The following is a 21,712-nucleotide window of genomic DNA, read 5'->3' on the forward strand; positions in this document are numbered from 1 at the left end:
GGCCGGGAGCCCCCACAAAGGGGTCCCGGCCACCGCCGGGCCGCGCACAGTGCTTGCTTATCTCATCCGGCGCCTGTTCGCCGTAGTCATCATGGTGCTCGTCGTACTGCTCGCGACGTTCACCATCTTCTTCATGCTGCCCAAGTGGGCGGGTCAGGACGTCGCCGTCCTCTTCGCCGGCAAGGCCACGGGGGCCGAGCAGCTCCAGGGCATCCGGATCAAACTGGGCCTCGACGACCCTCTCCTCGTCCAGTTCTGGGAGTTCGTCAAGGGCATCCCGATGGGACGCGACTACGCGAACGGTGCCGACGTCACCCACTGCTCCGCGCCCTGCTTCGGCTACTCCTTCCGCACCGAGGTCCCGGTGTGGACCACCCTGAAGGACGCGCTGCCCGTCACCGGCGCGCTCGCCGCGGGCGCCTGCGTCCTGTGGCTCCTCGGCGGTGTCGCCACCGGTGTGGTCTCGGCGCTGCGCCGCGGCACCATCTGGGACCGGGCCGCGATGACCACGGCCCTCGCCGGTGTCTCGCTGCCGATCTTCTTCACCGGCATGGTCGCCATGGGCCTGTTCGTGCACACCCTGGGCTGGGTGCGCATCGCCGACAACCTCTCCACCGACGACGGCATCGGCGTCTGGTTCCAGTCACTGATCCTGCCGTGGATCGTGCTCGCCTTCCTGAACGCCGCGATGTACGCCCGGCTCACCCGGGCCACCATGCTGGAAGTGCTCGGCGAGGACTACATTCGTACCGCCCGCGCCAAGGGCCTCGGCGAGGGCACCGTCATCACCCGGCACGCCCTGCGGTCCGCGATGACCCCGATCCTCACCGTCTTCGGCCTCGACATCGGCGTGCTCCTCGGCGGCGCCGTGCTCACCGAGTCCACGTTCAACCTGCCCGGTCTCGGGCTCGCCGCGGTCCAGGCGATCAGCAGCAAGGACCTGCCGGTGATTCTCGGCGTCACCCTGTTCGCGGCACTCGCGATCGCGGTCGCCAACCTCGTCGTCGACATCATGTACGCCGTCATCGACCCGCGAGTGAGGCTGGGATGACCGAACCGAACAAGAGCGGTGCCGCGCTGGGCGAGCCCACGCAGACCGACTCGCCCGCCCCCACCGCCTTCCTCGAGGTGCGCGACCTCAAGGTGCACTTCCCGACCGACGACGGCCTGGTCAAGTCCGTCGACGGGCTCAGCTTCCAGCTGGAGAAGGGCAAGACCCTCGGCATCGTCGGCGAGTCCGGCTCCGGCAAGTCCGTCACCTCGCTCGGCATCATGGGCCTGCACACCACCGGCCAGTACGGCAAGCGCAAGCCCCGGGTCTCCGGCGAGATCTGGCTGGACGGCAGGGAACTGCTCTCCGCCGACCCGGACGAGGTCCGCAAGCTGCGCGGCCGCGACATGGCCATGATCTTCCAGGACCCGCTGTCCGCGCTGCACCCGTACTACACGATCGGCAAGCAGATCGTGGAGGCGTACCGGGTCCACCACGACGTCGACAAGAAGACCGCCCGCAAGCGGGCGATCGAGATGCTCGACCGGGTCGGCATCCCGCAGCCCGACAAGCGCGTCGACAGCTACCCGCACGAGTTCTCCGGCGGTATGCGCCAGCGCGCGATGATCGCCATGTCGCTGGTCAACAACCCCGAACTGCTGATCGCCGACGAGCCGACGACCGCACTGGACGTGACCGTCCAGGCGCAGATCCTCGACCTGATCCGGGACCTGCAGAAGGAGTTCGGCTCCGCGGTCATCATCATCACCCACGACCTGGGCGTCGTCGCCGAACTGGCCGACGACCTCCTGGTCATGTACGGCGGACGCTGCGTCGAGCGCGGACCGGCCGAGAAGGTGTTCTACGAGCCCCGCCACCCCTACACCTGGGGGCTGCTGGGCTCCATGCCGCGCCTCGACCGCGAGCAGACCGACCGGCTCATCCCGGTCAAGGGTTCCCCGCCGTCGCTCATCAACATCCCGTCCGGCTGCGCCTTCAACCCGCGCTGCCCGTACGCGGACGTGCCCAAGGACAACGTCACCCGCACCGTACGGCCCGAGCTCCAGGAGGTCGGCAGCCGGCACTGGGCGGCCTGCCACATGTCGCAGGAGCAGCGGGAGCGTATCTGGACCGAAGAGATTGCGCCCAAGCTGTGAGCGAGGACAAGGCCGTGACGAGCGAGGACAAGGGCGCGGACGTGCCCGCGCAGAGGTCCGCCGGAACCGGTACGGCGACCGACGGCACCGCCCCCGGCGAGGTGCTGCTCAGGGTGACCGGGCTGCAGAAGCACTTCCCGATCAAGAAGGGGATGCTCCAGCGCACCACCGGCGCCGTGAAGGCGGTCGACGGGATCGACTTCGAGGTGCGCTCGGGCGAGACCCTCGGTGTCGTCGGGGAGTCCGGCTGCGGCAAGTCGACGATGGGCCGTCTGATCACCCGGCTGCTCGAACCCACCGCGGGGAAGGTCGAGTTCGAGGGCAGGGACATCACGCACCTCGGCGTGGGCGGCATGCGCCCGATGCGCCGGGACATGCAGATGATCTTCCAGGACCCGTACTCCTCGCTGAACCCCCGGCACACGATCGGCACGATCGTCGGCGCCCCCTTCAAGCTCCAGGGCGTCACGCCCGAGGGCGGCGTCAAGAAGGAGGTGCAGCGGCTGCTGGAGGTCGTGGGCCTCAACCCCGAGCACTACAACCGCTACCCGCACGAGTTCTCCGGCGGCCAGCGCCAGCGCATCGGGATCGCCCGCGCGCTCGCGCTCAAGCCCAAGCTGGTCGTGGCGGACGAGCCGGTCTCCGCGCTGGACGTGTCGATCCAGGCGCAGGTGGTGAACCTGCTCGACGACCTCCAGGACGAGCTGGGCCTCACCTACGTGATCATCGCCCACGACCTGTCGGTGGTCCGGCACGTCTCGGACCGGATCGCGGTGATGTACCTGGGCAAGATCGTGGAGCTCGCCGACCGGGAGTCGCTCTACAGGGCGCCGATGCACCCGTACACCAAGGCGCTGCTCTCGGCGGTCCCGATCCCGGACCCCAAGCGCCGCTCGGCCAAGAGCGAGCGCATCCTGCTCAAGGGCGACGTCCCCTCGCCGATCTCACCGCCCAGCGGCTGCCGCTTCCACACCCGGTGCTGGAAGGCCACGGAGGTCTGCAAGACGCAGGAACCGCCGCTGGCCGTGCTGAGGACCGGGCACCAGGTGGCCTGCCACCACCCGGAGAACCAGCCGGCCGACGGCCCCACCGCCTCGCCCGATACGCCGGGGGACAGCACGAAGGGGTAGTACCGGCACAATTGCCCGGTGCTCACCGAACTGTTCACGCCCTCCGTCCAGCATGCGCTCGACATCGTCGGAATCTTCGTCTTCGCGATCTCCGGCGCTCTGCTCGCCGTACGCAAGAACTTCGATGTCTTCGGCATCGCGGTCCTCGCCGAGGTGACCGCGCTGGGCGGGGGGCTGTTCCGTGACCTCGTGATCGGGGCGGTCCCGCCCGCCGCGTTCACCGACCTCGGCTACTTCACCACCCCGCTGCTCGCCGCCGTCCTGGTGTTCTTTCTCCACCCGCACGTCGAGCGCATCCAGGTGGGCGTCAACGTCTTCGACGCGGCCGGCCTCGGACTGTTCTGCGTCACGGGCACGGTCAAGGCGTACGACTACGGACTCGGCCTCACCGCGTCGGCGGCCCTCGGGCTCGCCACCGCGGTCGGCGGCGGTGTGCTGCGCGACGTACTGGCCAACGAGGTGCCCTCGCTGCTGCGCTGGGACCGCGACCTGTACGCGGTGCCCGCGATCGTCGGTGCCGCGACGACCGTCCTGTGCATCCGCTTCGGCGCGCTGAACGCCGTCACCAGCGGCACCGCGGTGATCGTGGCGTTCGTGCTGCGGCTGATGGCGATGCGCTACCACTGGCGGGCCCCGCGCGCCTACAACCGGAAGTCCGCGACGGCCGAGGAGAGCTCCGCGGCCCTGTGAGACGGCTGCCGCCCGCTGTGATCCCGCCCAAAAAAGCTACCGCTCAGTAATACAATCGGTGTACGGTGCGTCGCATGGCACAGGCAGCAGAGCAGACGCCGCGGACCGGACCGGCGACCACCGGGGGCCCGGCGACCATCGGCGACAGCGAGTTCGACCGCGACACCGCCGTCACCCTTCGCGAGGAGGGCGTCTACGACGCCGAACTCTCCGCGGGCTGGACGATCATCCACGCCGTCAACGGCGGATATCTGCTGGCCATGCTCGGCCGTGCGCTGGGCGAGGCCCTGCCGCACCCGGACCCCTTCTCCGTCTCCGCGCACTACCTCACCGCGTCCGTCCCCGGCCCCGCGGTGATCCGGACCCAGACCGTCCGCACCGGCCGCACCCTCTCCACCGGCCAGGCGTCCCTCTTCCAGTACGCGGAGGACGGCTCCGAGGTCGAGCGCATCCGGGTCGTCGCCACCTACGGCGACCTGGACGCCCTGACCGACGACGTCCGCACGGCGGCGAAGCCGCCGGCCATCCCGCCGCTGGAGCACTGCCTCGGCGCGACCGACGGCCCCGCCCCGATCCCCGGCAGCTCCGCCATCACCGGCCGCCTCGACATCCGGCTCGACCCGGCGACGGTCGGCTGGGCCGTGGGCGCCCCCTCGGGCAAGGGCGAGATGCGCGGCTGGTTCGGCCTCGCCGACGGCCGGGACGCCGACGCGCTCTCGCTGCTGCTCACCGTGGACGCCCTGCCGCCCACCTCCTTCGAGCTGGGCCTCAAGGGCTGGACGCCCACCGTCGAGCTCACCGCCCACATCCGCTGCCGCCCCGCGCCCGGCCCGCTCCGGGTCGCCATCACCACCCGCAACCTCGCGGGCGGCTTCCTGGAGGAGGACGCGGAGGTCTGGGACAGCGCGGACCGCCTCGTCGCCCAGTCCCGCCAACTCGCCCGCGCCCCACGCGCCTGACGTCCCGGGCCCTGGCCCGGGCGGTATCGCGTGCGGTGCCTCGGGCGGTCGGGGCAGGGGGCCGGGGGGGCGGACGGGTGCGGGGTGCGTGCATCGACCCTTGCTGTCCGGCCGAGGCATCCCGCATGGTGTGATGGGTCCGTCCCTTTCAAGGGGTGGGGCGGATTGCGCTGGGGTGGTGCGGATGGCTGTTGAGGCTGGTGCGGGCCCGAAGCAACTAAATGAAAACGGCCACTTCGCTCGATAAACCCCCAGCTCAACAAGTGTTGTCCCCGCGCGTGCGGGGGTGGTCCGCGGTGGCACACTGGCGGCGACACCCATCGCCCGTTGTCCCCGCGCGTGGTGGCGCCGACAACTCCCCGCTTGGCCCGCTGCCGTCGGGGGCACAGGCGCTGTTGCTCGCCCTGGTCCTGGCCGTGCTCACGTGGCTGGCCAGATACCAGGCCCGGCACACCCCGCGCGGCGGATACAGGGACGTCGAGTGAGTGAGGGCGCCACCGGCATAACGGCCATGGACGCGGTGGTGATCTGGTCCGTGGTCGCGGCGGCTATCGCGGCCGGGCTCGGCCTGCTGTGGCGGATCACCCGCGGTGTCCGCCGCATCGTGTCGCGGGTCGACGAGTTCATCGGTGAATGGAAAGGGACACCGGCCCGGTCAGGTCCGGGCGTGATGGCCCGGCCGGACGGGACCGAGTACGAGCTCCACCCCAACAGCGGCGGCAGTCTGCGGGACGCGGGCGACCTGGTCGACACCCGTACGCAGCAGATCGCCGCGAGTACCGACACGTAGTCCGGCAACCGTCCCCCTCCCGCGCCTGCGGGAGGGGGCGGCTTCGTGCGTCCGGAGTCGGCCGTCGGCACTCCTGCTAAGCGCGGGTGCTTCGCTGGGCCCGCGCAATCACGGCCTGGGCATCAGCTCCGTACACTGCCGATTCCCTCAGCGTCTCCCACACGCGCAGGTAGGAAGTCACGAGATCAGCATCGTCCAACCAGAGTTCCGCATGCCAGTCCTCGGCAATGACAAGCCGCTCGTCCAAGACCCAGAACCCATTTGCTGCCGGAATGCGCAGTGAGGCGTTGAGCGGAACGACTCCCAGCTCGACCGTATCCATACCGATCACACCCGCAAGGCGATCAAGTTGGGCGGTGAGGACCGACGGCGGGCACACCAGTGCATGAAGGGCTGCTTCCCACACCAGCGCATGAAACCTGTGGCCTGCCCTGTAGAGCCACTCCTGGCGACGCATGCGAGCGCGGACCGCTTCGTCGGTATCACGCGTCGACCCGTGCAGGTCGGCGTACCGCAGGAAGATCGCGCGTGCGTACTCCGGGGTCTGGAGCATGCCAGGGATGACCGCTTCTTCCCACGCCCGGATGGTGGTGGACCGGTCGACTTCGCTGTTCCAGCTGTCTTGTACGGGCCGGTGACCGGCGGAGAGCTGGCGGCGCCATGAGCGGATGTGGGATTCGAAGCCCTTGAGGCGGGTGTTCAGTTCGTCGAATGCCTGTGGCCGGCCTACGCCGTCTGCCCACGCGCGCAGGTCGTCGGTGGTGGCGGTCTGCCGACCGCCTTCCAGTTTGTAGACCTTGGAGTGCGGCCAGCCGAGCCGCTCGGCAAGCTGGGTGCCGGTGAGCCGTCCGGCCGGGGACTGGAGGCGTAATTCCCTCAGGCGTATTCCGAGGGTCTCTCGAGCCTGCTGGTAGTCGGTGCTCACCGGTGCGGTGCTAGCCCTTCGTGTGCAGCTGCGCCGCGAACTGGTCGTACGGGACGGACGCGTGCACGGCGGCGTCCCGGACTTGGCAGTAGCGCAGGACTTCGGCGGGCTCGGTGGTGATCTCGACGTCACGGAACACCTCTGCGTCATCGAAGCGGAGGATTGCCACCAGGCGACTGTCGAAGACCCAGAAGTCCTCTTCCGGCAGGTGCGCGCTCTCGGCGTCCTCGCGCCACAGGTTCCGTACATCCTCGCCCGTGGCCGCGTTGACCCGAGCGTAGGACAGGAGGAACAGCTGGCCCTCGGCCGGCGGGTTGTCGACGACACGGACCCGGCCGACGTACTTCCCGGCAGCTGTCTGCCGACGGATGTTCTGGCACCAGTCGCTGTCGAGGTCCATCGGGGCCACGCCGGTTTCGAGGAACTCGGCGTATCCGTCGTCCTCGCGATCAGAGGCGTAGCCGCGCCGGGTCTCAAGGTGCCAGGCCGAATGCTCAAACGTCTCAAAGAGTCGCCCGAAATCCGCCAAGCCGATCAACTTGGGCACGCGCTCCATCTCCTTGGGGCCGTGGTTGACGAGGAGTTCACGCGGTACGGCCACGGCGACATCGCCGAGGCCGAAGTGCTGTAGCCGGCTCAGGTCTTCGGGCTCGGTGAGGGGCCTGCCCTGGACGATGACTTCGCCGGAGTCGAGGTCTTCGTGGATCGCCGGGCATCCGCCGTTCTTGCTGTCCGTGCCATTGAACCGCAGCCGTCGTGCCATGTCGTCTCCTCGAAACAGGGATGGTCACTCCAGCATTGCCGGGCATACGGACCTCTTCCACATCGTGCAGCCCTGTGCGTGAGACCATACGAGAACATTCAGCCGGCTTCTGAGAACATTTCAGAACATCGCCTGGCTTGCACCAACAGGACGCTCCTAACGTCCTGTTCATGGCCCAAGGACCCGAGTTGTACGACGCCGTGAGCGTCGATCCGTTCACTGCCGTGGGAGCTCTCCGGGCGGCACTCGACCAGTCCGGGATCGTCCTGCTGTCCCCGTCTGCGGAATCGGCAACCCCCGCCCTCGCCCTCGTTGGCCTCGGCCTCGGCCCTGCGGACATGGCCGTGCGCCTGGCTGACGCGCTCCAGCGAGGCTGCCAGGCAGAGCGTGATGCGGCATGACGATGACGATCAAGGTGTACGAGGTCGACCGGTACGGGTGCACGCGCATCGTGAAGCCGGAGGCCGAAGTCACCCCGGTGACGGCCGTCCCCATCTCCTCCGAGCTGCCGCCCTGCCAGTGCGAGCGGTGCACGGGAGGCCCGCAGTGACGGACCACCCCGAGACCGGCACGCAGCCCGCCCCGGGCGCGTGGTGCCACTGGCATCGAGGCCCGTCCAGCACTGCCGTCCTGATCGACACCAGCGGGGAGGGCCCGGACCCGGCCGAATCCCGGTACGCGTGCGCGCCGTGCAGGCAGGTGCGCGGCCTCCGCCCGGCAGGCGAACAGCCGTGACCGGCCGCACGCTCCCCGCCGTAGAGACGCTGACGTGGGACCAGGCCACCGGACGGGCCTGCATCTGGTGCGCGCGCCTCCTCACCACCGGCGCAGTCCGAGTCGGCGTCATACCCGACCGGCAGGGCGCTCACGTCCTCGACGTAGAAGCGTGGGCCGGCCCCTGTTGCAGTGACACCCAATAGCCCCGCCTCGGCCGCTCATCCCCTGGCAGGACCGCGGCCGAGGCGGAGTACCGCGATGACCTGCGGTCGCTGGAACCCGCGTGGCAGCGCCTCCGACCGCCCGGCCCGTTGTTCCCGCGCGTGCGGGGTCCGGAGCCGGGTGGGCCGGGGATGGTTCCCGTGTCTGACCCGGACCGGCGGGCGCGGCATCCGTCGGTCCGGGGGTGAAGGCGCGCCGCGCGGGCGGGCTACGCGTTCTCGTCGTCCAGCCAATGGGCCCGGCCGAGGGTGACGAGCCTGAGTCTGCGGCGGGCCGTCTCGGCTGCCGCCTCCTCGCCTCCGGGGCCCGCGTCCAGCAGGGCCGACGCGGTGATCACCATGTGGTCGACGTAGAAGCCGCCCAGCATCAGCAGGTCCTCGTCGCTCCATCCCCGGGACTGCGGCTCCTCGGCGAGCGACGCCGCCACCTCCTCGGCGAATCGCCGCAGCTCGGCCGCGATGGCCTCCCGCACCGGACCCACGCCGCCGTGCTGTTCGCGCGCGATGAAGCGGAAGTGCGCCGGCTGCTCCGCGACATGGCGGAGTATCAGTCCGATGCCGCGCCCCAGCCGCTCCTCGCTCTCGCCGGGCTCGGCGAGGACCGCGCCGATCACCCCGTGCAGACTGCCCAGCGACTCCTCGACCAGCGCCACGCCGAGCGCCGCGGTGTCGTCGAAGTGCCGGTAGAACGCCGTTGGCGCGACCCCCGCGGCCCGGGTCACCTCCCGCAGCCCGAGGCTGCTGAGGCTCTGGTGCTCCAGGAGGCCGAGCGCCGCGTCCAGCAGGGCCTGACGGGTCCTCATTTTCTGCGCCAGGCGGGTGCCGGTGGTGTGACTCATGCCATTGAGTAAACAGCTGTTCTCCGAAGCGGGAAAGCCCTGCACGGGTCTAGACTGATCAGTCAGTGAACAGTCGTACTCTCAAATGCTCGTCGAGAGCCCGCGGAAAGGCTGAACATGGTCGTCCTCGTCGCCGTACTGCTTCTGTTCGGGGTCGTGCTCGGGGCGGTGGCCCAGATCCCGTTGCCGCTGAGCTTCGCGCTCGCCGCCGGGATCGGCTGCTGGCTGCTCGTCTTCGCGGTACGGGAGCGGACCTGCGCGTACCGCCGTTCGCGTTGACCGTGCCCGGCACAGCCCGCGTCCTTGGCCGCAGACCGAAGGAGCCCGTACCCATGACACTCACCGCACCGGCCCGCCACCGGGAGACGCAGGACGGGGGCACCGGCCGTCCCGGTACGGAGGGCGGGCCCGACGGCCGTACCCGGGACGCCGACGGGCTGGCCGTCGCCTCCTTCGTGCTCGGGCTCGTCGGCCTGCTGGTGATGAACATCCTGCTCGGCCCGGCCGCCATCGTGATGGCGGTCCTCGCCCTCGTCCGGTCCACCACCCGTCGCGGCCGCGCCTGGCTCGGGCTCGCCCTCGGGATCGCCGACCTCCTGGTCCTCGCCCTCCTCGTCACCGGAAACGGCGCCGTCTTCTGGAACTTCGGCGGCTGAACCGGGCGCGGCGGACCCCGCCGGTGCCGCGGGTCCCGGGACGCCGCGCGCCCGCCGCACTCCCCGCCCCGGGCCCGCGGAAGCCGTGCTGTCTTCTTGATCACCGGGCGGGGTCGCCCGCATCCTGTTCGATCATGGACGGCACAGCGGGCGTCCTTTCGGGGTGGGCTGCGGGGAGGGAGAAAGCGCGTGCTGGAGATAGCCGGGATCGGGGCGGCGGAGGAGCGGGTCTACCGCCACTTGGTGGAGGTACGGGGTGCGGGCGTGGACGAGATCGTCCAGCATCTCCGCATCCAGGAACACGAGGCGGCTTCGCTGCTGTCCTCCCTGCACGACAAAGGCATGGTCGGGCGGCTGCCGGGCGACGGCGGAATGCGGTACGTGCCCGTCCCGCCGGACGTGGCGCTGCAGCCCCTGCTGGCGCGCGGACAGGAAGCGCTGGAGTGGGCGCGACGCGGCGTGGAACAGCTGGCCGAGGAGTACCGGGCGGGCGGCCGGCGCCATGACGCCGGACAGCTGGTCGAGGTGATCACCGGGGCCGGCGCCATCCGCCAGCAGCTGCGCCAGCTCGCCTACGGGGCCCGCAGCGACCTGCGGTGGTTCTGCAAGGCCAATCCCGTGGCACTGCGCGCCCAGGACAACGACGAGGAGTTCGAGCTGCTCGCCCGCGGCATCCGCTACGAGGCGATCTACGAACGGGCCTGCCTGGAGGCGCCCGGCATGGTCGACAACGTCGCCCAGGGCATCCGCGCCGGTGAAGTGGCCCGCGCCACCGGCACGATCCCCGTGCGCCTGGTCATCGTCGACAGCTCCGTCGCCGTCTGCCCGCTGATGCCGAGCAGCACGACCGGCGCCCGGGGCGAGCCGACCGCCGCGATCATCCGCAGCAGCACCCTGCTGGACGCCCTCGTCGCCCTGTTCGACATCCAGTGGGCGGCGGGGACCCCGCTGCACGTCACCGAGACGGGCGAGCTGGCCGACTTCGCCGGCGGCATGGGACCGGGCGGCAGCCTCTCCGGCGACGAGCGCTATCTGCTCTCCCTGGTCGTCGCGGGCGTGGCGGACAAGGCGATCGCCACCCAGCTGGGGGTCAGCCACCGCACGGTGCAGCGCCGGATCACCGCGCTGATGCAGCGGGCGGGTGCGAAGACCCGTACGCAGCTGGTCTGGCAGGCGGCGCGGCGCGACTGGCTGTCGTAGGACGCGCGGAAGCCGCGACCGGTCCCGGTCGCGGCTTCCGGACCTCGTGCACCGCCTCCTACCTCAGCGCGTACGCCCGCTCGATCTCCTGCGTCACCTCGTTGCCCGCGTCGTCCCAGGCGCGGACCCGCAGGGTGACGTACCCGCTGGTGCGGGCGGCCGGGGGATGGGTGACCCGGACGCGGTAGGTGCCGTCGCCCCGGGCGGACGTCGCCGCGGCCCGCCAGCGCCCGCCGTCGTCGTACGAGACGGACACCTCCATGCCCTTCACGGAACGGCCCGTCAGGCCGTCCTGGTGGCGGGCGCTCACTCCGAAGGCGAAGGACCCGGAGGCGGGGACGGAGCCCCGGAGGTCGGTGGCCACGTCGTAGTCGAGCTGGAGGAGGGGAAGCAGCGACTCCTTGCCCTCGGCCGGACGGGGGGCCGTGAACGACCAGCGGGTGCTGGTGGCCCGCGAGAGGGTGCCCTCGGGGCTGGTGCGCTTCACGTCCAGGTCCAGCTGGTAGCGGCCGTCGTCCCCGCCCGCGGGGAAGACGCCCCACGCCCGGGGGCCGTCGGCGAGAACCTTGCCGTCGCGACGGAGCACGGCGCGGGTCTCGTCGGGGTACGGGGCCTCGGCCTTGGTACCGGGCAGGGCGAAGCCGTAGTGGCCGGCGGTGCTGTCGGCGAACTCGGGGATCCCGATGGTCAGCTGGTCGTCCTTGCGGAAGGCGAGCCCTTCGACCCCCCGGGGGATCGCCGGGCGCACCACGGCGCCGTTCCAGCTCTCCGTGACGCGCTCACCGGGCCGGTAGGTGCGCTGCGGGCCGAACATGCCGGTCCCCACCGCCTGGTACGCCCAGGTGGCCCGGGGGTTGACCCAGTGCAGCCACCGCGTGTCGGCGGGGCCGCTCAGGTATTCCGTACGCTCCTGCCCGGCGCGGACGTAGCGTGCCCGTACGGAGAGAACCCCGTTGTCCCCCTCCCAGGGGCGCCAGGACGGCCGGTCCTCCGTGAGGTAGCGGGACCCGTTCGTGTCCGGGTAGCGCGAGACCACGGTGGCCGTGTTCCCCGGTGCGACCGTGTGGACGACACGCTCGGGGACGCGCTGCCGGGAAGACTGCACGACGTCGTAGACGTAGGGGCTGTCCGGGGTGCCCTTCAGCTCCAGCACCGTGCCCGGCCTGCGCAGCCGCTCCGCGGTGGCGTGGGAGGCGTACAGTCCGATCGCCGGAAGCCGGGCGCCCACCGGCTGCCAGGGCGCGGCCGAGTACAGGTTGCCCTCGGCGGTGGTGACGGCGGCCGCTGCTCCGGCCCGGGCGGCCTCGGCCACCGCCTCGTCGTACTCGAGTCCCTCCAGCGCCACGAGCACCGCCACTCCGCGGACGTCCGTGCCCCGGGCGCGCAGCGCCGCGTAGTCCTCGGGCCGTCCGTGACCGGCGTCCACCACCCGCAGGCGCCGCGCGTCCCGCACGGCGGGGGAGTTGTGCAGCAGCCGGAGGGGAACACCGGCGGCGGTGCCGGAGACCGTGCGTGCGCTGAGCAGCGGCGCGGCCAGCTGCCAGCGGGACGAGAACTCGAATTCGCCCTCGGTGTACTTCTTGGTGGGGGTGACGTAGAGGCGGTACCCGCCGCTGTGCCCGCTGGTGTAGAAGCTCATGAAGCTCCGGTCCCCGGCCGTCCAGTGGGTGGAGAAGACCACCGAACCGCGCTGCTCGGCGGGCTTGGGGGTCCGGATGTCCACCGGGACCGCCTTGCGCGCGTCGAGCACCACGTCCGTGGCGCCGTCCACCCGCAGCTGGGGGTCGACCACCAGGCTGGCGGACGCGTTCTCCTCCGTGGCCTGCGGGATGACGCCGTGCAGGTAGTACGTGCCCGAGGGCACCGCCACCGCCGCGGTCTCCCCCGCCGGCACCGACCCGATGATGTCGAAGCGGCCCACGGGGCCCAGCAGGATCAGCGGGGAGATCGTCGCCGGCTGCCCGGCGCGGTCGATGCCGCGCAGGGTGACCTTGTGCTTGGCCGGTTCCTTCGTCGCGGAGAGAACGGTGTGCGTGACGGTCTGCCCGTCGGCCGAGGTGCCGGTGAGGCGGCCGCCGTAGACGCCCTGCGGCAGCGCGGGCGCGTCGAGGGTCACGGTCACGTCGGCCGTGCCATGGGCGGGAACGGTGACCTGCGCGGGGGCGCCGATCACGCCCGCCGGGGCCGGGGCGTCGTACATCCCGTCGAAGGTGGTCGCCAGGGCGAGGGTGACGGGCGCGTCGCCGTCGTTGGTGTAGGTGACGTCCACCTGCTGCCGGCCCGAGTCGGGTGTCAGGGAGCCGAAGCCGGTGGTGCCGGTGGCGTTCACCTGCTGGCGCACCGAGCGGGCCACGTCCACCCGGCCGGTGCCCTGCTCGTAGACCGTCCGGTCGGGGGCGGTACGCGTCGTGCTCATCAACGCGTCCTTGAGCCGCGGGGCGCTCCAGTCCGGGTGCTGCGCGGCCAGGATCGCCGCCGCGCCGGCCACGTGCGGGGTCGCCATGGACGTACCCGACGCGGCGGTGTAGGACGCGTCCACCGGGCTGCCCATGGACGTGCCGGCCGCGCGGGCGGCGACGATGCCGACGCCGGGAGCGGTCAGGTCGGGCTTGGCGCCGTTGTCCCCGACGCGCGGGCCGCGGCTGGAGAAGGCGGCCAGCTTGTCGTCGCGGTCGACGGCGCCCACGGTCAGCGCGCGGGCCGCGGCGCCCGGGGAGCCCACCGTGTAGTCGGCGCCCGAGTTGCCCGCCGCGACGACGAAGAGGGTGCCGGTCTCCTCGCTGAGTTCGTCGAGGGCGATGCTGAGGATGTCGGTGCCGTCGGTGGGCCCGCCGCCCAGGCTCATGCTGACGACGTCGGCGCCCGAGCGGGCGGCCCATTCCATCCCGCCGAGGATGGCGGAGTACGGCCCCGAGCCGGTGTTGTCCAGCACCTTCCCGATCAACAGCCGGGCCCCCGGTGCCACCCCCTTGCGCGAGCCGCCCGAGGCGGCGCCGCTGCCGGCGATGGTCGAGGCGACGTGGGTGCCGTGGCCGTTGCCGTCGTTCGCGGTGGGGTCCTCGGTGAAGTTGCGTACCTCGCCGAGCCTTCCGGCCAGGTCGGGGTGGGTGGCGTCGACGCCGGTGTCCAGGACGGCGACGGTCGCGCCCTTTCCGTCGTAGCCCGCCTGCCACGCCTCGGGCGCACCGATCTGCGCGGTGCTGCGGTCGAGGGAGGCATGGGCCTTCGCGTCCAGCCACAGCTTCTCGACGCCGTCCTCGAAGGCCGCGTTCTTGAAAGCGGAGCTCCCGGAAGTGTTCTTCGCGCCGCCCCCGGCGAGGCTCCTGGCGAGCGCGTCGTCGTCGATGGCCTTCCAGAAGCGCCCGGCCTGCTTCTTGTCCGCCTTCAGCGCCGAGCCGCGCAGGCTCTTGATGACCAGGCCCTTGCGCGAACCGGCCGGCGCCCCCTTGGCGGTGGGGTTCGTGCCGCCGGTGTAGCGGGCGATCAGCGGGATGGCGGAGGTGTGGGCGTCGTCGTAACCCTGCTCGACCAGGGAGGTGATGTTGAACAGCTGCCGGTCCAGCTTGCCGGAGGCGATGTACGGGAGCGCGGCGCGGGGCAGCACGTACAGCTGCTTGTCGATCTCCAGCTGGCTGAAGTCGGCCTCCGTGGCGCCCGGGGCCGGCTCGACGGAGACGGCCTTCCGGCCGCCGGGGAAGGTCTCCAGCCGCACCCGGTCGCCGGTCACGAGCGTGACGGAGACGACCCGGGGGCGGCCGGTGGAATCCGCGCCGGCGGAGACGGGCGCCGGAGCGGCGCTCGCGCCGGAGACGACGGGGGACAGGGTGGCGACGAGTACGCCCGCCGCCAGAACGGCGGCAGAGCGGTGCCGTATGTGCATCGGAACCTTTCCAGGAAGCAAGGAAACGGACACGCGGTGCGGCTCAAGACTGGGGCCCCCACTGATCACCGCACCAGACCTCTCCGGTGCCGTGCTTGCGACATGTCGCCAAGACGACACGGGGAATCCATCGCGCGTACCGAGACGATCGCCCGGCCGGGGGCGGCTCCTCCCCGTCACCGGAAACGGCCCGTCACCCGGGATCCCGCCGGCCGGACCGGGTGCGGGGCCCGACGCCCCCGACCGGCCCGGACGTGTCCCGGAACGGGGCGCGGAGGGCCGCGCCCGGCCGTGCGCGGGTGCCGGGGCGCCATGCGCCCGCCGTACGCCCCGCCCGGGCCTCGTAGAATCGAGCCCACCATGGCTTACCTCGACCACGCCGCGACCACACCGATGCTTCCGGAAGCGATCGAGGCGATGACCGCCCAGCTCGCCCTCACCGGCAACGCGTCCTCACTGCACGCCGCCGGGCGCCGGGCCCGCCGTACCGTCGAGGAGTCGAGAGAGTCCCTCGCCGAATCCCTCGGCGCGCGCCCCAGCGAGGTGGTCTTCACCTCCGGCGGCACGGAGGCCGACAACCTCGCCGTGAAGGGGCTGTACTGGGCCCGCCGCGCCGCCGACCCGCGCCGCACCCGGGTGCTGGCCAGCCCGGTCGAGCACCACGCGGTGCTGGACGCCGTCCACTGGCTCGCCGTCCACGAGGGCGCGAACGTCGAGTACCTCCCCGTCGACCGGTACGGCCGCGTCCACCCGGACGTACTGCGCGAGGCGGTCCTCCGCGACCCCTCGGATGTCGCGCTGATCACCGTGATGTGGGCCAACAACGAGATCGGCACCGTTCTTCCGGTACGTGAACTGGCGGCCGTGGCCGAGGAGTTCGACGTGCCGATGCACGCGGACGCGGTGCAGGCCGTCGGGCAGCTGGACGTCGACTTCGCCGCGTCCGGGCTGGCCGCCATGACCGTCAGCGCGCACAAGATCGGCGGACCGTTCGGCATCGGCGCGCTGCTGCTCGGCCGCGAACACACCCCCGTGCCCGTGCTCCACGGCGGCGGTCAGGAGCGGCACGTCCGCTCGGGCACGCTCGATGTGCCCGCCGTCGCCTCCTTCGCCGTCGCCGGGCGGCTGGCCGCCGAGCGGCACGAGGACTTCGCCCGCGAGATCGGCGGCCTGCGCGACGACCTGGCGGACGCCGTGCTGGCGGCCGTGCCCGACGCGATCCTCGGCGGCGACCCGGCCCCCGGCGGCCGTCTCCCCGCCAACGCCCACTTCACCTTCCCCGGCTGCGAGGGCGACTCCCTGCTCCTGCTGCTGGACGCCCAGGGCATCGAGTGCTCCACCGGCTCCGCCTGCACCGCCGGGATCGCCCAGCCGAGCCACGTGCTCCTGGCCACCGGCACCGCCCCGGACCTGGCCCGCGGCACCCTGCGCTTCTCGCTCGGCCACACCTCCACCAAGGAGGACGTCGCGGAAGTGGCCCGAGCGATCGGACCGGCGGTGGAGCGGGCCCGGACGGCCGGGCTCAGCTGACCCGTCAGCGGATGCCCGCCGCGCGGACCAGCTTCAGATAGCGGTCCCAGTCCCAGTGCCCGCCCGGGTCGGTGTGGTCGGCGCCGGGCACCTGGGAGTGCCCGATGATGTGCTCGCGGTCCACGGGTATCCCGTACCGCCCGCAGACCGCCGCCGTGAGCCGGGCCGAGGCCCCGTACATCTGCGGGGTGAAGTCCTGCGGACGGTCCACGAAGCCCTCGTGCTCTATCCCCACACTGCGCTCGTTGTACGACCGGTTGCCCGCGTGGAACGCCACGTCCAGCTCACGGACCATCTGCGTCACCCGGCCGTCCTTGCGCACCACGTAATGCGCCGCCGCCCCGTGCGCCGGGTCCTGGAAGACCCGCACCGCGCTCGCGTAGCCGCCCTGGGTGACATGGAGGACGACCCGGTCGATCGCGTAGTCGTCGGGGCGGTCGGCCCGCCGCCAGTTCGCCTCGGAGGCACCGACCCAGCGGGCCCGGGCGTAGTCCACCTCGCCGGGTTTGCGGGGCTTCTCCACCCCGGGCAGCCGCCACCAGGCGCGCTTCAGGTCGTCCCGCGCCAGCGCCGCCGCGCCCACGGCCGTGGCGGCGGCGCCGATCAGCAGCCCGCGGCGGCCGATGCCGCGCCCGGACCCCTCGCCGCCGCCTGCGCTCGATGTCCCCTTGCTCCCCATGTGATCCACAACGCATATCGGAGAGCGTTCGGTTCCCGGCGCCCCGTACTCTGGTGGAGCTATGACTGAGACTTCCCAGCGCCCCCTCCGTGTGCTCGCCGCCATGTCGGGCGGCGTCGACTCCGCCGTCGCCGCGGCCCGTGCCGCCGAGGCCGGGCACGACGTGACGGGTGTGCACCTCGCCCTCTCCGCCAACCCGCAGTCCTTCCGTACCGGGGCACGCGGCTGTTGCACCATCGAGGACTCCCGCGACGCCCGCCGCGCCGCGGACGTGATCGGCATCCCGTTCTACGTCTGGGACCTGGCGGAACGGTTCCGCGAGGACGTCGTGGCCGACTTCGTCGCCGAGTACGAGGCCGGCCGCACGCCCAACCCCTGTCTGCGCTGCAACGAGAAGATCAAGTTCGCCGCGCTCCTCGACAAGGCCCTCGCGCTCGGCTTCGACGCCGTGTGCACCGGCCACTACGCCACGGTCGTGCGGGGTGAGGACGGCCACCGGCAGCTGCACCGGGCCTCGGACATGGCCAAGGACCAGTCGTACGTCCTCGGCGTCCTGGACGAGAAGCAGCTCGCGCACGCGATGTTCCCGCTCGGCGACACCCTCACCACCAAGGACGAGATCCGTGCCGAGGCCGAACGCCGCGGCCTCGCTGTCGCCAAGAAGCCCGACAGCCACGACATCTGCTTCATCGCCGACGGCGACACCCAGGGCTTCCTGGCGAGCCACCTCGGCACCGCCGAGGGCGACATCGTCGACGAGTCCGGCACCAAGGTCGGCAGCCACGAGGGCGCGTACGGCTTCACCATCGGCCAGCGCAAGGGCCTGCGCATCGGCCACCCCGCCCCCGACGGCAAGCCGCGCTACGTCCTGGACATCTCCCCGGTGAACAACACCGTGACGGTCGGCCCGGCCGAATCCCTCGACGTCACCGCGCTCACCGCCATCAAGCCCCGCTGGTGCGGCACCGCCCCGGCCGGACCGGGCACCTACACCGCCCAGCTCCGCGCCCACGGCGGCGAGACCGAGGTCACCGCCGAGCTGCGCGACGGCACCCTGCACGTCGCCTTCACCGAGCCGGTCCGCGGCGTGGCCCCCGGCCAGGCGGTCGTGCTCTACGACGGCACCCGCGTGGTCGGCTCCGCGACGATCGCCACGACGGTCCGCCGCCAGGCTGCGACGGCCTGAGCGGACCCCGCCGCGCGCGCTCGCGTCCGACCCCCGTACGGGCGGGAGCGCGCGGCGGCGGAGCCGCGTTTCTCAGGAGGCCCGGCGGGCGTACACGTCCTCCGTGAAGAACTCCGCCAGGACCGGGGCCACCGCCTGCGGCGCCAGGTCGCGGGTCTGGCCGGTCAGGGTGCGGTGCCGGGCGCGGGGCAGTGCGTCGGCCAGGGCGCGGGTGGACAGCCGCGCCGGGGTGGGACTGGAACCGCCGCAGATCACCAGCGTGCGCGCGGTGACGGCGGCGAACCGCTCGGCGGGGATCGAGCCGTCACCCAGCAGCGCGTCGTCGTACGCCAGGGTGTGGGCCATCGCGACCAGGCCGTTCCACAGCGGGGCGCGGCGCATCCGGGCGATCAGGTCGGACGGCACCCCGGTCACCGACAGATACAGCTCGACGGCCCCCGCGCGGTCCCCGCGGCCCAGCAGCTGGTGCAGCCGGGACGTGCAGCACGCCTTGTAGCGCAGCCCCGCCGCGCCCGGGGTGTACGGCGGCTCGTACACCGCCAGCAGGTCCATCGGGACCCCGGCGGCCTGCGCCTCCAGGGCGAGCGCCCCACCGGCCCCGACACCGAACACCGAGGCCTCGCCGCCGACCGAGCCGACGAGCGCCGCGAGGTCCTCGATCTCGCGCTCCCTGGCGTAGGGGCCGCTGTCGCCACTGGCGCCCCGGCCGCGCCGGTCGTACGTCACGACGTGGAAACGCGGAGCCAGCAGGCGCGCGAGCGGCGCCTCGGTCGCCGCCGTGCCCAGCGAGCCGCCGACCAGGACCACCGGCGGGCCCTCGCCCCGGTGCCGGTACGCGATCAAGGTGCCGTCGCGGGAGAGAATCTTGTCCATACGAGGGTGGACCGCCGCTCCCCGAAAAACTCATCGCTCCGGCCCAAGTTTTTTTGAGACTCCGTGAAACACCAGGTCACAGGCGTGGAACTGGTCCTGATGACCAGTCGGGGACGGTGGGGGCACCGACTGTCGGAGGCGGCGCATACGGTTGTCCCATGAAGATCTGTGTCTTTCTCTCCGCCGCCGACCTCGACGAGCGCTACACCCGGCCCGCCCGCGAATTCGCCGAGCTGCTCGGCAGAGGCGGACACACCCTCGTCTGGGGAGGCTCCGAGAGCGGGCTGATGAAGGTCGTCGCCGACGGGGTCCAGGAGTCGGGCGGACGACTGGTGGGGGTCTCCGTCGACTTCCTCGCCGCGAAGGCGCGCACCAACGCGGACGAGATGGTGATCGCCCGCGATCTCGCCGAGCGCAAGGCGCTGCTCCTGGAGAAGGCGGACGCGGTCGTGATCATGGTGGGCGGCACCGGGACGCTCGACGAGGCGACCGAGATCCTGGAGCTGAAGAAGCACGGCAAGCACGACAAGCCGGTGGTCCTGCTCAACACGGCGGGCTTCTACGACGGGCTGCGCCAGCAGTTCCAGCGCATGGAGGACGAGGGCTTCCTGCCCCTGCCCCTCACCGAGCTGGTGTTCTTCGCCAAGGACGGCGTGGGCGCCCTGGCCTATCTGGAGGAGTGGTCCGGACTGCGGTGACCGGGCGGCGGGGTGCGATCATGACGAGCATGTCCACTCATGTCATCACCGGCGCCGGATCCGGCATCGGAGCCGCCGTCACCCGCCGTCTGCTGGAGCGCGGCGACGAGACCGTGCTGATCGCCCGTGACGCGGGCCGGGCCAGGGAGCTCGCCGAGCTCCACCCCGGCGCGCGCACGCTCGTCGGCGACCTCTCCAACCCGGACCGGCTCTCGTGGGCGCTCGCGCACCAGAAGATGCCGGAGCGGGTCGACTCGCTGCTGCATGTCGCGGGCGTCGTGGAGCTGGGGCCGGTCGGCGAGCTGACGCCCAAGGCCTGGCACCTCCAGCTCAACGCCAATCTCGTCGCGCCCGCCGAGCTGACCCGGCTCCTGCTGCCCCAGCTGCGCGTCGCCCAGGGCCATGTGGTCTTCGTCAACTCGGGCGCCGGCCTGGCCGCGCACGCCGAGTGGAGCGCGTACGCCGCGAGCAAGCACGGCCTGAAGGCGCTCGCCGACGCGCTGCGCCAGGAGGAGCACGGCAACGGGGTCCGGGTGACCTCCGTCTACCCCGGCCGCACCGCCACCCCCATGCAGGCCAAGGTCCACCGGCAGGAGGGCAAGGAGTACGACGCGTCCCGCTGGATCGACCCCGAGTCGGTGGCGACCTCGATCCTGATGGCCGTCGACCTGCCCCGCGACGCGGAGGTCAACGACCTGACGGTCCGCCCCGGCCGCTGACCGCGAGCCGGGCGCCGGGGCGGGCGGGGCACCTTCGCGGGCTGTCCCGCAACCCCCGGCGGGCCAGCCCTTAGGCTTCCCGTGTGAGCGAGAAGAGCGAGTTCAGCGGTTGCCCGGCCACCGGGATCGGGTCCATGCCCGGGGGAGACGCCCGGGAGGCGGCGAAGACCGTCACCGGTTCCTTCGCGGGCGGTGAGGGGCTGCCGTACCTGCCGGAGCTGCCCGCCCGCGGGCCCGGCGCGGACATGATCGGACGGACGGTCGGACTCCTCGTCGACATGTACGGGCACGTCGAGCCCAGCGGCTGGCGGATCGGTGACCGGCCCGGCCGCGACACCCGCCGGGCCCGGTCCTGGCTCGGCGAGGACCTCGACGCGCTGGAGGAGTTCACCCAGGGGTACGAAGGGCCGCTCAAGGTCCAGGCCGTCGGGCCGTGGACGCTGGCCGCCGCGCTGGAGCTCCGGGGCGGCGAGGCCGCGCTCGGCGACCCCGGGGCCTGCCGCGACCTGGCGGGCTCGCTCGCCGAGGGGCTGCGCGCCCACCTCGCCGAGGTGCGGCGCAGGGTGCCCGGTGCCCGGGTGGTCCTCCAGCTCGACGAGCCGTCGCTGACCGCCGTGCTGCGCGGGCGGATCAGGACGGCCAGCGGCTACCGCACCTACCGCGCCGTGGACCGCCAGATCGTGGAGGGCACGCTGCGCGACGTCCTCGCGGCCGCCGGGGACGGGGCGACGGCCGTGCACACCTGCGCCCCCGAGGTGCCGTTCGCGCTGCTGCGCCGGGCCGGGGCCGGTGCCATCTCCTTCGACTTCTCGTTGCTCACCGAGCGTGAGGAGGAGGCGATCGGGGAGGCCGTCGAGGGCGGCACCCGGCTCTTCCTCGGCGTGGTGCCGGGAACCGACCCGGCCTCGGGGGGATTGTCCGACCCGGGCGGTAGCGTCATGGGGGTCAGGACGCTGTGGCGCAGGCTGGGGCTGAATCCGGGGACTCTTTCGGAGTCCGTGTCCATCACCCCGTCGTGCGGGCTGGCGGGTGCCTCGCCCGCGTACGCGCGCGCCGTGCTCGCCCACTGCGTCCGGGCCGCGAGATCGCTCGCGGACAACCCTGAGTAA

The 21,712-nt window shown here is 72.1% G+C and carries 21 protein-coding genes; 15 read left to right on the forward strand and 6 right to left on the reverse strand.

Features of this window, described 5'->3' with window-relative positions:
* Window positions 1-49 precede the first annotated feature (49 nt).
* From ACFCV8_RS21580 to ACFCV8_RS21605, 6 genes are all read left to right on the forward strand, one after another.
* Window positions 50-1,051: an ABC transporter permease gene (locus ACFCV8_RS21580; protein ID WP_376687038.1), complete on the forward strand. Its 1,002-nt coding sequence runs from the start codon at window positions 50-52 to the stop codon at window positions 1,049-1,051.
* Window positions 1,048-2,148: an ABC transporter ATP-binding protein gene (locus ACFCV8_RS21585; protein ID WP_376687015.1), complete on the forward strand. Its 1,101-nt coding sequence runs from the start codon at window positions 1,048-1,050 to the stop codon at window positions 2,146-2,148. Before ACFCV8_RS21580 ends, ACFCV8_RS21585 begins: the two co-directional genes overlap by 4 nt.
* 41 nt (window positions 2,149-2,189) lie before the next feature.
* Entirely contained in the window at window positions 2,190-3,278 is a 1,089-nt protein-coding gene (locus ACFCV8_RS21590) for an ABC transporter ATP-binding protein (RefSeq protein WP_376687039.1), read from the forward strand.
* 18 nt (window positions 3,279-3,296) lie between these two features.
* A complete protein-coding gene (locus tag ACFCV8_RS21595) occupies window positions 3,297-3,968 on the forward strand; it encodes a trimeric intracellular cation channel family protein (protein ID WP_376687016.1) in 672 nt (223 codons plus the stop codon).
* A 74-nt stretch (window positions 3,969-4,042) separates the two neighbouring features.
* Window positions 4,043-4,927: a thioesterase family protein gene (locus ACFCV8_RS21600; protein ID WP_376687017.1), complete on the forward strand. Its 885-nt coding sequence runs from the start codon at window positions 4,043-4,045 to the stop codon at window positions 4,925-4,927.
* Between the two features lie 481 nt (window positions 4,928-5,408).
* Window positions 5,409-5,717, forward strand: a complete 309-nt coding sequence (locus ACFCV8_RS21605; RefSeq protein ID WP_376687018.1) for a hypothetical protein — start codon at window positions 5,409-5,411, stop codon at window positions 5,715-5,717.
* 76 nt (window positions 5,718-5,793) lie between these two features.
* Here ACFCV8_RS21605 and ACFCV8_RS21610 read toward each other — a convergent pair whose 3' ends face one another.
* On the reverse strand, window positions 5,794-6,642 hold the full coding sequence (locus tag ACFCV8_RS21610; protein WP_376687019.1) for a helix-turn-helix domain-containing protein: 849 nt from the start codon (window positions 6,640-6,642) through the stop codon (window positions 5,794-5,796).
* Window positions 6,643-6,652: 10 nt separating this feature from the next.
* The gene (locus tag ACFCV8_RS21615) at window positions 6,653-7,405 is read right to left on the reverse strand and encodes a DUF6879 family protein (protein ID WP_376687020.1); all 753 of its coding nucleotides are present in this window, start codon (window positions 7,403-7,405) and stop codon (window positions 6,653-6,655) included.
* Between the two features lie 397 nt (window positions 7,406-7,802).
* Here ACFCV8_RS21615 and ACFCV8_RS21620 point away from each other — a divergent pair, with 397 nt between their 5' ends.
* Entirely contained in the window at window positions 7,803-7,955 is a 153-nt protein-coding gene (locus tag ACFCV8_RS21620) for a hypothetical protein (protein WP_376687021.1), read from the forward strand.
* Between the two features lie 597 nt (window positions 7,956-8,552).
* Here ACFCV8_RS21620 and ACFCV8_RS21625 read toward each other — a convergent pair.
* The gene (locus tag ACFCV8_RS21625) at window positions 8,553-9,182 is read right to left on the reverse strand and encodes a TetR family transcriptional regulator (protein WP_376687022.1); all 630 of its coding nucleotides are present in this window, start codon (window positions 9,180-9,182) and stop codon (window positions 8,553-8,555) included.
* Window positions 9,183-9,299: 117 nt separating this feature from the next.
* On the opposite strand from ACFCV8_RS21625, the gene ACFCV8_RS21630 reads away from it, so the two are divergent.
* The 3 genes from ACFCV8_RS21630 to ACFCV8_RS21640 all read left to right on the forward strand — a co-directional run bounded on the left by ACFCV8_RS21630 (window position 9,300) and on the right by ACFCV8_RS21640 (window position 11,038).
* Window positions 9,300-9,461 (forward strand): hypothetical protein, encoded by a 162-nt coding sequence (locus ACFCV8_RS21630; RefSeq protein WP_376687023.1) that lies wholly within the window; start codon window positions 9,300-9,302, stop codon window positions 9,459-9,461.
* A 53-nt stretch (window positions 9,462-9,514) separates the two neighbouring features.
* The gene (locus ACFCV8_RS21635; protein ID WP_376687024.1) at window positions 9,515-9,838 is read left to right on the forward strand and encodes a DUF4190 domain-containing protein; all 324 of its coding nucleotides are present in this window, start codon (window positions 9,515-9,517) and stop codon (window positions 9,836-9,838) included.
* 189 nt (window positions 9,839-10,027) lie between these two features.
* Window positions 10,028-11,038, forward strand: coding sequence for a helix-turn-helix domain-containing protein (locus ACFCV8_RS21640; protein ID WP_376687025.1), 1,011 nt, complete (start codon window positions 10,028-10,030; stop codon window positions 11,036-11,038).
* 58 nt (window positions 11,039-11,096) lie between these two features.
* On the opposite strand, the gene ACFCV8_RS21645 is transcribed toward ACFCV8_RS21640, so the two are convergent.
* Entirely contained in the window at window positions 11,097-14,918 is a 3,822-nt protein-coding gene (locus tag ACFCV8_RS21645) for a S8 family serine peptidase (protein ID WP_376687026.1), read from the reverse strand.
* Window positions 14,919-15,278: 360 nt separating this feature from the next.
* On the opposite strand from ACFCV8_RS21645, the gene ACFCV8_RS21650 reads away from it, so the two are divergent.
* Complete coding sequence (locus ACFCV8_RS21650; RefSeq protein ID WP_376687027.1) at window positions 15,279-16,448, forward strand: cysteine desulfurase family protein; 1,170 nt, start codon at window positions 15,279-15,281, stop codon at window positions 16,446-16,448.
* A 4-nt stretch (window positions 16,449-16,452) separates the two neighbouring features.
* On the opposite strand, the gene ACFCV8_RS21655 is transcribed toward ACFCV8_RS21650, so the two are convergent.
* The gene (locus ACFCV8_RS21655) at window positions 16,453-17,127 is read right to left on the reverse strand and encodes an N-acetylmuramoyl-L-alanine amidase (protein WP_376687040.1); all 675 of its coding nucleotides are present in this window, start codon (window positions 17,125-17,127) and stop codon (window positions 16,453-16,455) included.
* A gap of 61 nt (window positions 17,128-17,188) precedes the next feature.
* Between ACFCV8_RS21655 and mnmA the strand changes: the two genes are divergently transcribed.
* Entirely contained in the window at window positions 17,189-18,313 is a 1,125-nt protein-coding gene (mnmA, locus tag ACFCV8_RS21660; protein ID WP_376687028.1) for a tRNA 2-thiouridine(34) synthase MnmA, read from the forward strand.
* A 72-nt stretch (window positions 18,314-18,385) separates the two neighbouring features.
* On the opposite strand, the gene ACFCV8_RS21665 is transcribed toward mnmA, so the two are convergent.
* Window positions 18,386-19,186: an alpha/beta fold hydrolase gene (locus tag ACFCV8_RS21665; protein ID WP_376687029.1), complete on the reverse strand. Its 801-nt coding sequence runs from the start codon at window positions 19,184-19,186 to the stop codon at window positions 18,386-18,388.
* A gap of 158 nt (window positions 19,187-19,344) precedes the next feature.
* Here ACFCV8_RS21665 and ACFCV8_RS21670 point away from each other — a divergent pair, with 158 nt between their 5' ends.
* The 3 genes from ACFCV8_RS21670 (at window position 19,345) to ACFCV8_RS21680 (ending at window position 21,712) form a co-directional block, all read left to right on the forward strand.
* The gene (locus tag ACFCV8_RS21670; protein ID WP_376687030.1) at window positions 19,345-19,884 is read left to right on the forward strand and encodes a TIGR00730 family Rossman fold protein; all 540 of its coding nucleotides are present in this window, start codon (window positions 19,345-19,347) and stop codon (window positions 19,882-19,884) included.
* Between the two features lie 29 nt (window positions 19,885-19,913).
* Window positions 19,914-20,603 carry an SDR family oxidoreductase gene (locus ACFCV8_RS21675; RefSeq protein WP_376687031.1) on the forward strand — a complete coding sequence of 230 codons (690 nt, stop codon included), beginning with the start codon at window positions 19,914-19,916 and terminating at the stop codon, window positions 20,601-20,603.
* Between the two features lie 83 nt (window positions 20,604-20,686).
* Entirely contained in the window at window positions 20,687-21,712 is a 1,026-nt protein-coding gene (locus tag ACFCV8_RS21680; RefSeq protein ID WP_376687032.1) for a methionine synthase, read from the forward strand.

This window comes from Streptomyces sp. NPDC056347, assembly GCF_042262625.1.
Taxonomy (GTDB): Bacteria; Actinomycetota; Actinomycetes; order Streptomycetales; family Streptomycetaceae; genus Streptomyces.

What these genes read in the sequence shown, in the direction of transcription:
- ACFCV8_RS21670 (WP_376687030.1), top strand. Translation starts at nt 19,345, where the DNA reads ATGAAGATCTGTGTCTTTCTCTCCGCCGCCGACCTCGACGAGCGCTAC.
- ACFCV8_RS21665 (WP_376687029.1), bottom strand. Translation starts at nt 19,186, where the DNA reads ATGGACAAGATTCTCTCCCGCGACGGCACCTTGATCGCGTACCGGCAC.
- ACFCV8_RS21655 (WP_376687040.1), bottom strand. Translation starts at nt 17,127, where the DNA reads ATGGGGAGCAAGGGGACATCGAGCGCAGGCGGCGGCGAGGGGTCCGGG.
- ACFCV8_RS21585 (WP_376687015.1), top strand. Translation starts at nt 1,048, where the DNA reads ATGACCGAACCGAACAAGAGCGGTGCCGCGCTGGGCGAGCCCACGCAG.
- ACFCV8_RS21650 (WP_376687027.1), top strand. Translation starts at nt 15,279, where the DNA reads ATGGCTTACCTCGACCACGCCGCGACCACACCGATGCTTCCGGAAGCG.
- ACFCV8_RS21645 (WP_376687026.1), bottom strand. Translation starts at nt 14,918, where the DNA reads ATGCACATACGGCACCGCTCTGCCGCCGTTCTGGCGGCGGGCGTACTC.
- ACFCV8_RS21620 (WP_376687021.1), top strand. Translation starts at nt 7,803, where the DNA reads ATGACGATGACGATCAAGGTGTACGAGGTCGACCGGTACGGGTGCACG.
- ACFCV8_RS21675 (WP_376687031.1), top strand. Translation starts at nt 19,914, where the DNA reads ATGTCCACTCATGTCATCACCGGCGCCGGATCCGGCATCGGAGCCGCC.
- ACFCV8_RS21630 (WP_376687023.1), top strand. Translation starts at nt 9,300, where the DNA reads ATGGTCGTCCTCGTCGCCGTACTGCTTCTGTTCGGGGTCGTGCTCGGG.
- mnmA (WP_376687028.1), top strand. Translation starts at nt 17,189, where the DNA reads ATGACTGAGACTTCCCAGCGCCCCCTCCGTGTGCTCGCCGCCATGTCG.
- ACFCV8_RS21635 (WP_376687024.1), top strand. Translation starts at nt 9,515, where the DNA reads ATGACACTCACCGCACCGGCCCGCCACCGGGAGACGCAGGACGGGGGC.
- ACFCV8_RS21615 (WP_376687020.1), bottom strand. Translation starts at nt 7,405, where the DNA reads ATGGCACGACGGCTGCGGTTCAATGGCACGGACAGCAAGAACGGCGGA.
- ACFCV8_RS21600 (WP_376687017.1), top strand. Translation starts at nt 4,043, where the DNA reads ATGGCACAGGCAGCAGAGCAGACGCCGCGGACCGGACCGGCGACCACC.
- ACFCV8_RS21625 (WP_376687022.1), bottom strand. Translation starts at nt 9,182, where the DNA reads ATGAGTCACACCACCGGCACCCGCCTGGCGCAGAAAATGAGGACCCGT.